Below are 12,511 nucleotides of genomic sequence, written 5' to 3'. Positions count from 1 at the left end.
GCCTTGACCCAGTCACGACACAAAAACAGCCCGGGCGTTTGCGCGCCCGGGCTGGATTTCACCTGTAAGGAACCAGCCCTTAGAACGAGCGCTGGAAGCGGAGGATACCGCCGATACCGTCGAAGCTATCGTGGAAGTCGCTATCGCCTGCGTTGATGTAGTCCACTTCGGCCGTGACGTTGAAGCCAGGAACGATGTCATAAGAAACATTCGCCGCGAGGCCGAACTTCTTGCCTTCGTCGTAGGAAAGCTGCGCGTTGAAGGAAGTTTTCTCGTTGAACTTGTAGGTGCCACCGCCCCACACTGCCCAATTACCATCCCACAGCTTGAAGAAGTTATGACCGTTGCGGAGCCCACCGTCCCCGAAGTCGCCTTCACCATAACCGCCCATAACAAAGAGCGAGAGCTCGTTGGTAGCATTCACATCCAAGCGAATCTTGCCAGCGAGATCTTCATAGTTGCTGTCATATGCACCGACTGCAGTGATAGCACCCCAGCCCTGCGTATACTTCAGGCCAACAACAACATGCGGAACATAGCTGTCAATCGTATAGTTCGCATCAGTCACTGTGACTTGGTCGAGCCCATTGACAACGCCATCGCCATTCTCGTCATTTACACTAAACGCCGTGTGCGTCTGAGTTCCGCTGCCTTCTTCGAGCGAGACCACGGCCGAGAAACCATTGCCTGCGTCGAAGTAGTACTGAACAACGTTGGTGTCGAACGAACCGTAGGGAACCAGCGTATCCTGGATGACGTTGCCGGCGTAACCGATGAACGTGTCGAATGCCGATTCGTCCTTACCGACGCGGAGACCACCGAGCTGGATCCAGGCGAAGTTCAGAGAAATCCCACTGTTCGTCGCATCGTTGGCGCTTACCACAGAATCGCCAAAGGCGTCAGTAGTTACCCCAGAACCATTACCGAAGTTGAAGCGCGTCTCGGTATAGGTCTTCAAGGTGCCGAGTTCGGTTTCCTGGCCGGTCCAGGTCTTCAGTGTGAAGCGGGCATTCTTATGCCACGTATCGTTTTCGCTGCCGTCTTGACGGTCGATTGCCCTCGCACCATCGAATGATTCCACGTCGCCAGCACCGATGTCGTAACGGACGTAGCCGCCGATGCGCAGGCAGGTTTCGGTGCCGGGGATGTAGAAGTAGCCAGCGCCGTAGACGTCGCAAATCTTGACGTATTCAGCGGGTTCCGGCTCGGCGACGACGACGGCGTCGGCGGCGCGCGCACCGGAAACTGCGATCAGGGCCGCAGCGGAGCCGAGGAGAAGGCTCTTAATGTTCATTTTCTGACCTCCAGTCAGAATCGAACGAAAACTGACCTTCTGCGGCGTGTTATTCCGAAATAAGTGTCTGTTATTACTGTATTTTCGATGGAATCAGTTGGATTTTTCGCCGTCACGAAGCGCGCAATGCTGACATCACCACAGACGTTTGTTGGCGAAGGCATGCCCGGAATCGGATTTGAGATAACGCTCGAATGAAGTCGCCTTGGCTCGATTCGAGAAGGCGATATACGTAACGATCCGCCATGGCAGAAACTTGGATGTATGGCTGGATTTTCCGGCGTTGTGTTCGGCAATCCGCCGCCTCAGGTCGGAAGTTACGCCGATATAGCGTTCACCCTCCACAGCCTTGCTTTCCAGCAGATACACATACCACACGAACCACCCTCCTTCGCCATGTTGGGGGGTATTCTGGCTCGTGACAGGCAGACTGCCAACCTTCATGCAACGAGCCTAAGGTACCTGCGGCGCTCCTTGCGTGGGAGACTTGTCCTGCGAAGTGCGAGGCGCGAAGCTTTTGTTTTTTATACGATTTAAGGCCCTCCTTCGCCGAGGCTTCGGAGGGCATCCTGCTTGGTGAAGGGAAGGACTTGTCCTGCGAAGCGCGCAGCGCGAAGCAGGATGGCGGAGAGGATGGGATTCGAACCCACGAGAAGCTTTTGACCTCTACTCCCTTAGCAGGGGAGCGCCTTCGACCACTCGGCCACCTCTCCGTTGCGCCGCTGGATAAAGAAAAGCGCCGGCACAATCAACAAGCCCCAGCCATTATCTCGGAAAAAGAAGCCATTATATGGAAAAATAACAACGCACCGAAGCGCGGCTTTCCACGGATGCGGCGGTTCTGCGGCAGTTTCCTGGCTAGCGACTCGGAAGCTTGCCATGATTCCGTCGGCCGATCGCCGGATTCGGCGGCAAACAAGGGGTTGCGGCGGGCCTGATGGTTAACGAGAGCTTTCTGAGTGAGGCCAAATCGTGTCATTTGTGCAACAACGCCAGGGGATAGCAGCCGAACAGCCCTTTCGCCGGTACGATCGTGGTTGAACGCCGCCGCCTCATGGGTAATGTCGATTTCGAAGGAGCGGCGCGGTGCGCATCTTTTTCGGTAGTGGGGATGGGGCAGGGAACGCTGTCCTTCAGCAAAGAATACCCAGACCCGTTTTTTAACTTTTGACTGGAGGTCAGAAAATGAACATTAAGAGCCTTCTTCTCGGCTCCGCTGCGGCCCTGATCGCAGTTTCCGGTGCGCGCGCCGCCGACGCCGTCGTCGTCGCCGAGCCGGAACCCGCTGAATACGTCAAGATTTGCGACGTCTACGGCGCTGGCTACTTCTACATCCCCGGCACCGAGACCTGCCTGCGCATCGGCGGCTATGTCCGTTACGACATCGGCGTCGGCGATCATGGCACCAACGATGGCGTCAACAACGTCCCGGATCACATGGGCGACGGCGAGCACGACACCTACTACAAGCAGGCTCGCTTCACGCTGAAGACCTGGACCGGCCAGGAAACCGAACTCGGCACCTTGAAGACCTACACCGAAACCCGCTTCAACTTCGGCAACAACACCGGCGACTATACGGATCCGGATGGTGCCGGACCGTTGACCGGCGGCACCAACTGGCAGGGGCACAACAAGGACGTATCGCTGAACTTCGCCTGGATCCAGCTCGGTGGCTTGCGCGTTGGTAAGGATGAATCGGCCTTCGATACGTTCATCGGCTACGCCGGCAACGTCATCCAGGATACGATTGTCCCTTACGGTGGCTTCGACACCAACGTGATCCAGTACTACTTCGATGCCGGCAATGGCTTCTCGGCCGTGGTCTCTCTCGAAGAAGGTTACGGCGACTACTCGATCGACAGCTATGTTCCGCATGTCGTCGGTGGCGTGAAGTGGACGCAGGGCTGGGGCGCGATCACCGGCGTTGTCTCGTATGACAGCAACTATGAAGAAGTCGCAGGCAAGGTTCGTCTGGACGTGAACGTCAACGACGCACTGTCGCTGTGGGTCATGGGCGGCTACGGCTCCGACGACAACCTCGGCGATGGTCCCCTTGTCGGGGCTGGCGGTCGCGGCATGTACAAGCAGTGGGGCGGCAACTGGGCGGTGTGGGGCGGTGGCACCTACAAGTTCAACGAGAAGACCTCGTTCAACGCCCAGGTATCGTATGATGACTGGAAGAACCTCGGCATTGCGGCGAACGTTGCCTATGACGTCGTTCCCGGCTTCACGGTCACGGCCGAAGTCGACTACCAGAACGTTGGCAGTGACGACATCAACAAGGGTTGGTTCGGCGCCGACAAGAAGAGCAACATCGGCGGTATCCTCCGCTTCCAGCGCTCCTTCTAATAGACATCGCTTCGGCGAGATCGAAAACCCGGCGGGCAACCGCCGGGTTTTTTTAGGACTTTACGCGACCATTGCAAGTGGCGCTGCCGTTCGCTGTCTTACCTTTGGTTCGACCTCAACAGCGAAGGTCGCGGACGCATTGCCGCCAAGTTCGTTAGCAAATTTCGGAATTGGATTAGTCGACCGTGAACTATCCGCAAGCCATTGATCTGGCATGTTGATTGATGCGGATAGCGGCTTTGTAATTGCAGGATTGGCGGTATTTGGGCGCTGTTTTCCTGCAAATCGGTTTTGCGATTCCCTGGTGCTGCGGAGCGTGATTCACTCGATTCAGCGGCGGCGAATCGAGGGGACGGCGAATGCCCCCGGTGGCCACCACGCTGAAGCGCTCCAAGTGTGGCCAGTTCGCCCTGCACGCAAAAGCACTGCCCGGCAATCCCTATGACGGCCACACGCTGGCAAGCGTCATCCCCGACATGGAAAAGGCCATCGGCAACGAGATCGGCCGTATCCTCGCCGACGCCGGCTATCGCGGCCACAACGTACCGCAGAGCCACAAGTTCAGGGTCTTCACCGCCAGCCAGAAGCGCCGCGTCACCCCAGCTATCAAGCGCCAGATGCGGCGGCGGTCGGCGGTCGAGCCCGCCATCGGCCACATCTAGAGCGAACACAGAATGGGCCGCAACTACCTCGCCGCCCAGCAGGACAATGCCCTCAACGCCATCCTGGCCGCCGCCGGCTACAACTTCGCCCGCCTACTCAGATGGCTGAAGGATTTTTTGTCGCTCTTGATCGCCCTGCTTCACCTCCGGCCGAAGTCGGTCGCCGCTTAGGGTCCGGATTGTTCACGGTCGACGGATTATTTGTCCGCCAGGTCGCCCAATGCATCAATCAGCGGCTGAATTTCGTTTTCATAATTCTTCCAGCGCTTGACGGACGATCTGTAAATCGGTTGACGAACCTGCCAGCGGCTGGGCGTGTTAACAGAACCATCCCTGTCGAAAAAGCGCAGACAGGCATCATCCCAAGGCAGCCCGAGATAATCTATCAGGCGGCGCGACTGCGCTTCCTGATCCTCGACCAGCGTTTCGTAGCTATTTTCGAAGATAAGGCCTGGAAAAACCTCGTTCCAATGGCGCATTAGTCGGTCATATTCGCGATAGTACAGGCCTAGTATCCGCAAGTCAGTATTGTAGCTGTGACCTTTGTTGAAGCTCTGGACAAAGCAAGAGACGCAATTGTCGATCGCGTCACGGCGGCAATGAATGATGCGCGCGTTGGGAAAGAGAAGGCCGATAAGGCCGATCATTTCAAAATTGTGCGGCATCTTGTCCACCACGCGAAGCGCGTCAGGCGCCCGCTCCCGCAAATACGACAGATGTTCTTCCGCCAGCGTTCTGGACAGGTCTTGCGTGATCGACATGACCGGCCGGCTCAAATCTCCGGCCGATGAGGTTTTAAGGCCGATTGCATTGGCGACCCGCCTTAATTTGTTAAGCTCGCCTGCCCCATGAACATCAGGATGGCTGGCGCAGATCTGTTCCGTGAGCGTTGTGCCCGACCGCGGCATGCCGACCACGAACACTGGCACTTCGGAAGGGTTTCCATAGCCGGCCCTGGCCGCCAGAAAGTCCGGCGTGAAGGTTTCAATCAGGGAGTCGATCCAGCGGCGATACAGATCGATATCGAAGGTGTAGCCGGAGGCCCGTTTCGCCCTGTTGAAATGGTCGAATGCCTCACTGTAGCGCTTGAGGTCGTTCAGTACCTTGCCGGCAGCGTGATAGAGCTTGTAAGCACCGTCCGGATCAAGCTTGGGATTGCCGAGTTCACGCAAAATGGATGGGAGTTCCTCCGGCTCTTCGGTGAATTTTTTCGTCTGTACAAGGTCGTTGTAGGCAGCCGGCACGTCGATGCGACGTCCGATTGCTTCTTTCAGACAGGCGGCGGCCTCATCCATGCGCCCTAGGCCGCTGAGCGCACCGGCCAGCCCCGCCCGCACTTTGGGATGATCGCGGTTGATCTTGAGCGCTTTCTCGTAAAGCGGCAAAGCCATATCGGGCTTGTCAAACTTGGTGTAGGCGCGCCCCAGTGCACAAAGCACCTCGATAAGGCCGGGCTGCAGTTCCAAGGCATGTTGCATATGCCTGATGGCTGGCGAATATTCGCTGACCTTCACATAGGCCTCGCCCAGGCTGAGGTGGTAGTATGGATTTTTAGGTTCCTCGCCGACCGCCCGCGCGAAATATCGCAAGGCCATCTCGTCATCGTAACGCTGGTATAGGGTCCCCAAGATGTACAGAGCGAGCGGATGGTTTGGCGTGCGCGCCAGGACCCGAAGGCACAGATCCTGAGCCTCGTCGAGCCGCTGGGCCTGCTGAAGGGCATAGGCCTGTTTCAGCAGCGCTTCGTCGGCCTGCGCACGAGCGTTTCCTTGATTCACTATCGGCTTCAGGATCGGCCCCTTCGCTTTCGGCGCGGGTCCGGGCTTGATGTGCTTTGACCAAGCAGGCGGGAGACGGTTGTTCATGATATCTGGCTAGCAAAAAGAGCCGGAGGAATCCAGCGTCGCGGATCGGCCTCACGGCAACTTGCACCGGCCCACCCGGCGCGCTAGCAAGAAGGCCCTTCAACTGAGCTTTTCGCCATGCGCCAGCGCCCTCCCCTCACGCCGCTCGTCGATGCGCTTCCATCGACGGTGCCTTTTGTCGGCCCCGAAGCGCAGGAGCGCGAGCGTGGCCGCGCTTTTCGCGCCCGCATCGGCGCCAATGAGAGCAGCTTTGGGCCTTCGCCGCGCGTCATCGAGCGCATGGCCGAGATCGCCGGCGACATGTGGATGTATTGCGATCCCGACAATCACGATCTGAAGGTGGCGGTTGCCGCGCATCACGGCGTGAAAGCCGAGAACGTCGTTGTCGGCGAAGGCATCGACGGCCTGCTCAGCCTGGTGGCACGCATGTATGTGGCGCCTGGCGATGCCGTGGTCACCTCGCTCGGCGCTTATCCAACCTTCAACTTCCACATTGCCGGTGTCGGCGGGCGGCTGGTCACCGTCCCCTATGAGAGCGACAAAGAAAGCCTCGATGGCCTGTTGGCGGCGGTGCGCAAGGACAAGGCGCCGCTGGTTTATCTGTCCAACCCGGACAATCCGATGGGCAGTTGGTGGGAGGCGAACGAACTCATCCGCTTCATCGAGGCGTTGCCGGAAACCACCATGCTGGTGCTCGACGAGGCCTATGGCGAACTCGGACCGGCCTCGGCGCTGCCGCCGATCGATATCTCGCGGCCAAACGTCATCCGCATGCGCACCTTCTCGAAGGCCTATGGGTTGGCCGGCATACGCTGCGGCTATGCGGTGGCCGAGGCCCAGGTGATCCGCGACTTCGAGAAGATCCGCAACCATTACGGCGTCAGCCGCATGGCGCAGATCGCCGGCGTCGAGGCGCTCGCCGATCAGGATTATTTGCAGAGCGTGGTGGCACGGGTTGCAGCCGGCCGGCGGCGCATAGCCGGGATAGCCGAGGCGAGCGGGCTGAAGCCACTGGAGTCGGCAACCAATTTCGTCACCGTCGATTGCGGCGGCGACGGCGCTTTCGCGCTGAAGGTGCTGCAAGGCCTGCTGTCACGCGACGTGTTCATCCGCAAGCCGATGGTCCCGGTGCTCGACCGCTGCATCCGCGTCAGCGTTGGCCTCGATCACGAGCTCGATATTTTTGCCGAGGAACTTCCCGGGGCTTTGGCGGCAGCGCGGGGGAATTAGGATACCGCTGGCGCGCAAACCAGCAGCAAAAGCTGCCTACAAATCCATCTCCCAGGTCTGGCCGGTCAAATCCTTGCCGAAACTGTGGTGATGCTCCTCCGAGACCAGCCTGAAGCCGGCGCGCTCATAGATCGCGCGCGCCGCGACGAGAATGTCGTTTGTCCACAGCATCAGCCTGATGTAGCCGCAAGCGCGAGCCTGGTTCACGCATTCCGCGACCAGGCGCTTGCCGATGCCGAGGCCGCGCGCCGACGCCTCGACATGCAGCATCCTGAGCTTGGCCACTTCGTCGTCCTGATGAACCAGGAACACCGCGCCGACTGGCTGACCGCCGCGTTCGGCGATCCAGCAGAAGTCGCGGCCGGGCGCGAAATTGCGGATGAAATCGGCGCCGATCTCGGCGAGCATCGCCTCGAACTCAATGGTCCAGCCATATTCCTCGGCATAGAGCTGGGCCTGCCGCTGCACGACCCAGCCGACGTCGCCGACGCGATGCGGCCGCAGCGTCACCTGGCTGTTCTCAGGGGCGGGATCGCCGAGCAATTCCCCCGCCTTGCGCAAGGCGCTGCCCAGTTCCTGCAATCTGTGGTCAGGCACGCTTTCGATCAGCCGCGCCGTGTCCCGATTCGCCGCAGCCTGGAGCCCTGAAAGGGCTGCCTCGCCTCTTGCCGTGAGCGACAGAATCCGCCGGCGCTTGTCGGCCGGATCGGTCCGGGTTTCGGTTAGACCCTCGCCGGCGAATTTGCGCAGAATTCGTGTCAGATAAGCGGCATCGACGCGCAGTTGCCTGGCGATGTCGGAGGCAGTCGGGCCCATCTCCAGATGAAAAGCCTTGGCAAGAAAACCTCGCTCGCCTGCAGTTTCAGAAGCCGCCGGACGATCAAGGTGGCCGAGTTCGAAAAGCACGCGCGCCTCGGTCAAAGTGAATGCGCTTTGCGTCAGCGTCTCGTCGAGAAGGCCAACGGTGCGCGTGTAGAAGCGATTGAAGCGCCTGATATCGGCCACCAATGCTTTTCGTTCATCCAGCATCTGCGTCGAACTCCGGATAAGGCAGCTCTATTTTTCAAAATTAGTGGACTGAGTCAATTAAATTTCGAAAGGCCAGGGAGCCAGCTACCGCGGCGTGCCCGCGATTCTCAGGTTGCATTCCCTGCACCATGCGCCAGATTCATCGAGACAGGCTTGGAGAAATTCATGGCTGACCATCGCAGGAAAGTGCGGGCACGCGTCTACGGCAATGTGCAAGGCGTCGGCTTCAGAATCTGGGCTCGGGGCGAGGCTACAGGCCTTGGTCTTGCGGGCTGGATTCGCAATGAAGCGGATGGGTCAGTAACGACCCAGATTGCAGGCGTCGATGAAGCGGTCTCGACAATGATCGAGCGCCTCTGGGAAGGGCCGTCCGGGGCTTCGGTTTCCAGAGTCGACGTCGAGGAATTGGCGGCCGAAAACGCCTTTGTTGGGTTCAGGATCGTTGCATAAAGGCGGATTTGGTTCGGGCGCCCTTGAATTAATTGAACGTTTGTTTTATTAATGCCTCGCAAAAGGACTGCCATGGCACGCACCACCGGATCCGATGGCGAAAAGACCGAAGCGACCATCCGTGAGGTGGCGGTCAACCTTATCGCGCGCCTTGGTTACGAAGCGATGTCGATGCGTCAGTTGGCCAGCGAAGTCGGCGTGCAGGCAGCCGCGCTCTACCGCTATTTCCCAACCAAGGAAGAGCTTCTGTTCACGCTGATGCGCGAGCACATGGAAGGTCTGACCGAAGCGTGGGAAGCAGCCCGCCCGGTCAGTGCGGATCCCGTGCAGCGGCTCTCGGCCTATGTCGAAAACCACATTGCCTTTCACATCGAGCGTCGGCACGCCACGCATGTGTCGAACATGGAATTGCGCAGCCTGTCGCCCGAACGGCTGACGCAGATCCTGCGCATGCGTACAGCTTACGAAAAGGAGCTGCGCGCCATCCTGCGCGACGGCGCCGAGGCTGATGTCTTCAGCATCGACGACACCGGGCTGACGGCGATGGCGCTGATCCAGATGATGACCGGCGTCATCGTCTGGTTTCGGCCAGGCGAACGGCTGTCGATCGCTGAAGTGACCACGACATATCTTTCAATGACAATGCGGCTCGTCGGCGCGAAGATCGACGCCTACAGCGCCGCGCGTCCCTTCGGACGCGCAAAGGACGCTGTAGCATTTTGATTTCGCGCATGATCCCTTTCCGAAAATCAAAGGCGATTTTCGGGGTCATGCGCAGGGAGGATAGCATGTACACGAACACGCTCAGCTTCGGGCATGACGAGGAGATCGAGGCGCTGCGCGACATGGTGCGGCGCTTCGCCCAGGACAGGATCGCACCGATCGCCGCCGACATCGATCGCTCGAACGAATTCCCGGCGCATCTGTGGGGCGAACTCGGCGCACTCGGCTTGCTTGGCATCACCGCCGACCCCGATTTCGGCGGCAGCGGCATGGGTTATCTTGCGCATGTGATCGCCGTCGAAGAGATTTCCCGCGCTTCAGCCTCGGTCGGCCTCTCCTACGGCGCCCATTCCAACCTCTGCGTCAACCAGATCAACCGCTGGGCGACGACGGCGCAGAAGGAAAAATTCCTGCCGCCACTGTGCTCGGGCGAGCGTGTCGGCGCGCTGGCGATGTCGGAATCCGGCGCCGGCTCGGACGTAGTCTCGCTCAAGCTGCGCGCCGAAAAGCGCAACGACCGCTATGTGCTCAACGGCACCAAGATGTGGATCACCAACGGGCCGGATGCCGAGACGCTGGTCGTCTATGCCAAGACCGATCCGGACCGGAAATCACGCGGCATCACCGCTTTCATCGTCGAGAAGGCAATGGCCGGGTTTTCCGTGGCGCAAAAACTCGACAAGCTAGGCATGCGCGGCTCCAGCACCGGCGAACTGGTGTTTAGGGATGTCGAGGTGCCCTTCGACAACGTGCTGCATGAGGAAGGACGAGGCGTCGAGGTGCTGATGTCAGGCCTCGACTATGAGCGCACGGTGCTTGCCGGCGGCCCGATCGGCCTGATGGCGGCGTGCCTCGACGTGGCAATCCCCTATGTGCACGAGCGTAAGCAGTTCGGCCAGGCGATCGGCGAGTTCCAGCTGGTGCAAGGCAAACTGGCTGACATGTACACGACGATGAATGCCGCGCGCGCTTACGTCTATGCTGTCGCCGCCGCTTGCGACCGCGGCCAGACGACGCGCAAGGATGCCGCCGGCTGTGTGCTGTTTGCCGCCGAGAAGGCGACGCTGATGGCGCTCGACGCCATCCAGCTGCTTGGCGGCAATGGCTACATCAACGACTATCCGACCGGCCGCCTTTTGCGCGACGCCAAGCTCTACGAGATCGGCGCCGGCACCAGCGAAATCCGCCGCTGGCTGATTGGGCGGGAGATCATGGCGGAGGGGGTATAGCATGGCAACGCTGCAAACCCAGATCTCGCCCTCCTCCGAAAGCTTCCGTGCCAATGCCGAGCGCATGCGGGCGCTGGTCGCCGACATTGCGGAGAAGGCTGCCACCGTCGAGCGCGGTGGTTCGGAGGAAGCGCGTGAGCGCCACGCTTCCCGTGGCAAGCTCCTGCCGCGCGAGCGCCTCGCGCAATTGCTGGATGTCGGCTCACCCTTCCTTGAGATCGGCCAGTTCGCCGCATGGTCGATGTATGGCGAGGAGATTTCATCGGCCGGCATGATCGCCGGCGTCGGCCGCGTCGAGGGCACCGAGGTGATGGTGGTCGTCAACGACGCCACGGTGAAGGGCGGCACCTATTATCCGCTGACGGTGAAGAAGCATCTGCGGGCGCAGGAGATTGCGCTGCAGAACAATTTGCCCTGCATCTATCTCGTCGACAGCGGCGGCGCCAACCTGCCCAACCAGGACGAGGTGTTTCCCGACCGCGAACATTTCGGCCGCATCTTCTACAACCAGGCCAACATGTCGGCGGCCGGTATCCCGCAGATCGCCTGCGTCATGGGTTCGTGCACGGCGGGTGGCGCCTATGTGCCGGCGATGTCGGACGAAACGATCATGGTGCGCAACCAGGCGACCATCTTCCTCGGCGGCCCGCCGCTGGTGAAGGCGGCCACCGGCGAGGACGTCAGCGCCGAGGACCTCGGCGGCGCCGATGTGCACACCAGGCTCTCCGGCGTTGCCGACCACTATGCGCTGGACGACGACCATGCGCTCGCCATCTGCCGCCGCATCGTCAAAAACCTGAATCGCAACAAGACTGTAAGCCTGAACTCTAGGAGAGCGATTCCGCCGCTTCATCCGGCGGATGAACTCTATGGCATCGTGCCGACCGACCTGCGCCAGCCCTACGACGTGCGCGAGGTGATTGCGCGCATCGTCGACGGTTCCGAGTTCGATGAGTTCAAGCAGAACTACGGCACCACGCTGATCACCGGATTTGCCCATCTGCACGGCATGCCGGTCGGCATCATCGCCAACAATGGCGTGCTGTTTTCCGAAAGCGCGCTGAAGGGCGCGCACTTCATCGAGCTCTGCTGCCAGCGCAAGATCCCGCTGGTCTTCCTGCAGAACATCACCGGCTTCATGGTCGGCAGGAAATACGAGGCGGGCGGCATCGCCAAGGACGGCGCCAAGCTGGTGATGGCAGTCGCTACCGCAAAGGTGCCGAAGGTGACCATGATCATTGGCGGCTCGTTCGGCGCCGGCAATTACGGCATGTGCGGCCGCGCCTACTCGCCCCGCTTCCTGTGGATGTGGCCGAATGCCCGCATCTCGGTGATGGGCGGCGAACAGGCGGCAACCGTGCTCGCCATGGTCAAGCGCGAAGGCATCGAGCGCAAAGGCGGGGAATGGAGCGCCGAGGAAGAGGCGAAATTCAAGAAGCCGATCCTGATGAAATATGAGCATGAGGGCCATCCCCTCTACTCGTCCGCACGCCTTTGGGACGACGGCATCATCGACCCGGCGAAAACGCGCGACGTGCTGGCGCTCAGCCTGTCCGCCGCGCTCAACGCCGAAATCGAGGAGACGCGCTTCGGCGTGTTCCGGATGTGATGACCGGATCATCCGTAGAGCACTCCCTTGGTAAGGGAGAGGCCGACACCAAGGGCCGGACTGCCAAG

The 12,511-nt window shown here is 60.1% G+C and carries 10 protein-coding genes, 1 tRNA gene and 1 pseudogene; 7 read left to right on the top strand and 5 right to left on the bottom strand.

From position 1 onward, the window contains the following. Positions 1 to 79: 79 nt before the first annotated feature. The 3 genes from EJ076_RS15945 to EJ076_RS15935 form a co-directional block, all read right to left on the bottom strand. Positions 80 to 1,294 (bottom strand): porin, encoded by a 1,215-nt coding sequence (locus EJ076_RS15945; RefSeq protein ID WP_126068531.1) that lies wholly within the window; start codon positions 1,292 to 1,294, stop codon positions 80 to 82. Positions 1,295 to 1,429: 135 nt separating this feature from the next. Continuing rightward, positions 1,430 to 1,672 (bottom strand): GIY-YIG nuclease family protein, encoded by a 243-nt coding sequence (locus EJ076_RS15940; RefSeq protein ID WP_126068530.1) that lies wholly within the window; start codon positions 1,670 to 1,672, stop codon positions 1,430 to 1,432. Between the two features lie 244 nt (positions 1,673 to 1,916). Further along, positions 1,917 to 2,007 (bottom strand) — tRNA-Ser (locus EJ076_RS15935). A gap of 472 nt (positions 2,008 to 2,479) precedes the next feature. On the opposite strand from EJ076_RS15935, the gene EJ076_RS15930 reads away from it, so the two are divergent. Together EJ076_RS15930 and EJ076_RS15925 are read left to right on the top strand one after the other, a co-directional pair. Beyond that, on the top strand, positions 2,480 to 3,646 hold the full coding sequence (locus tag EJ076_RS15930) for a porin (RefSeq protein WP_126068529.1): 1,167 nt from the start codon (positions 2,480 to 2,482) through the stop codon (positions 3,644 to 3,646). A 368-nt stretch (positions 3,647 to 4,014) separates the two neighbouring features. After that, a pseudogene (locus tag EJ076_RS15925) lies at positions 4,015 to 4,479 on the top strand (transposase); the annotation flags it as partial. A 26-nt stretch (positions 4,480 to 4,505) separates the two neighbouring features. Here EJ076_RS15925 and EJ076_RS15920 read toward each other — a convergent pair. Then, on the bottom strand, positions 4,506 to 6,173 hold the full coding sequence (locus tag EJ076_RS15920) for a sulfotransferase (RefSeq protein WP_126068528.1): 1,668 nt from the start codon (positions 6,171 to 6,173) through the stop codon (positions 4,506 to 4,508). Positions 6,174 to 6,290: 117 nt separating this feature from the next. Here EJ076_RS15920 and EJ076_RS15915 point away from each other — a divergent pair, with 117 nt between their 5' ends. Further along, the gene (locus tag EJ076_RS15915; protein ID WP_126068527.1) at positions 6,291 to 7,403 is read left to right on the top strand and encodes a pyridoxal phosphate-dependent aminotransferase; all 1,113 of its coding nucleotides are present in this window, start codon (positions 6,291 to 6,293) and stop codon (positions 7,401 to 7,403) included. A gap of 36 nt (positions 7,404 to 7,439) precedes the next feature. On the opposite strand, the gene EJ076_RS15910 is transcribed toward EJ076_RS15915, so the two are convergent. Then, the gene (locus EJ076_RS15910; protein WP_126068526.1) at positions 7,440 to 8,432 is read right to left on the bottom strand and encodes a GNAT family N-acetyltransferase; all 993 of its coding nucleotides are present in this window, start codon (positions 8,430 to 8,432) and stop codon (positions 7,440 to 7,442) included. Between the two features lie 165 nt (positions 8,433 to 8,597). Here EJ076_RS15910 and EJ076_RS15905 point away from each other — a divergent pair, with 165 nt between their 5' ends. The 4 genes from EJ076_RS15905 (at position 8,598) to EJ076_RS15890 (ending at position 12,443) form a co-directional block, all read left to right on the top strand. Next, a complete protein-coding gene (locus EJ076_RS15905; RefSeq protein WP_126068525.1) occupies positions 8,598 to 8,882 on the top strand; it encodes an acylphosphatase in 285 nt (94 codons plus the stop codon). A 72-nt stretch (positions 8,883 to 8,954) separates the two neighbouring features. Continuing rightward, positions 8,955 to 9,605 (top strand): TetR/AcrR family transcriptional regulator, encoded by a 651-nt coding sequence (locus tag EJ076_RS15900; protein WP_126068524.1) that lies wholly within the window; start codon positions 8,955 to 8,957, stop codon positions 9,603 to 9,605. Positions 9,606 to 9,670: 65 nt separating this feature from the next. Next, a complete protein-coding gene (locus EJ076_RS15895; RefSeq protein WP_109662637.1) occupies positions 9,671 to 10,834 on the top strand; it encodes an isovaleryl-CoA dehydrogenase in 1,164 nt (387 codons plus the stop codon). Position 10,835: 1 nt separating this feature from the next. Beyond that, positions 10,836 to 12,443, top strand: coding sequence for a carboxyl transferase domain-containing protein (locus tag EJ076_RS15890; RefSeq protein ID WP_109662635.1), 1,608 nt, complete (start codon positions 10,836 to 10,838; stop codon positions 12,441 to 12,443). The last annotated feature ends 68 nt before the right edge of the window (positions 12,444 to 12,511 follow it).

It is taken from the genome of Mesorhizobium sp. M7D.F.Ca.US.005.01.1.1 (assembly GCF_003952545.1).
Taxonomy (GTDB): domain Bacteria; phylum Pseudomonadota; class Alphaproteobacteria; order Rhizobiales; family Rhizobiaceae; genus Mesorhizobium; species Mesorhizobium loti.
The sequence above is the reverse complement of the archived record's forward strand: the minus strand, read 5'-3'. Positions and strand labels throughout refer to the sequence as shown.

Coding starts and splice junctions, on each gene's coding strand:
- EJ076_RS15915 (WP_126068527.1), top strand. CDS start 6,291: ATGCGCCAGCGCCCTCCCCTCACGCCGCTCGTCGATGCGCTTCCATCG.
- EJ076_RS15945 (WP_126068531.1), bottom strand. CDS start 1,294: ATGAACATTAAGAGCCTTCTCCTCGGCTCCGCTGCGGCCCTGATCGCA.
- EJ076_RS15910 (WP_126068526.1), bottom strand. CDS start 8,432: ATGCTGGATGAACGAAAAGCATTGGTGGCCGATATCAGGCGCTTCAAT.
- EJ076_RS15890 (WP_109662635.1), top strand. CDS start 10,836: ATGGCAACGCTGCAAACCCAGATCTCGCCCTCCTCCGAAAGCTTCCGT.
- EJ076_RS15905 (WP_126068525.1), top strand. CDS start 8,598: ATGGCTGACCATCGCAGGAAAGTGCGGGCACGCGTCTACGGCAATGTG.
- EJ076_RS15895 (WP_109662637.1), top strand. CDS start 9,671: ATGTACACGAACACGCTCAGCTTCGGGCATGACGAGGAGATCGAGGCG.
- EJ076_RS15920 (WP_126068528.1), bottom strand. CDS start 6,173: ATGAACAACCGTCTCCCGCCTGCTTGGTCAAAGCACATCAAGCCCGGA.
- EJ076_RS15930 (WP_126068529.1), top strand. CDS start 2,480: ATGAACATTAAGAGCCTTCTTCTCGGCTCCGCTGCGGCCCTGATCGCA.
- EJ076_RS15900 (WP_126068524.1), top strand. CDS start 8,955: ATGGCACGCACCACCGGATCCGATGGCGAAAAGACCGAAGCGACCATC.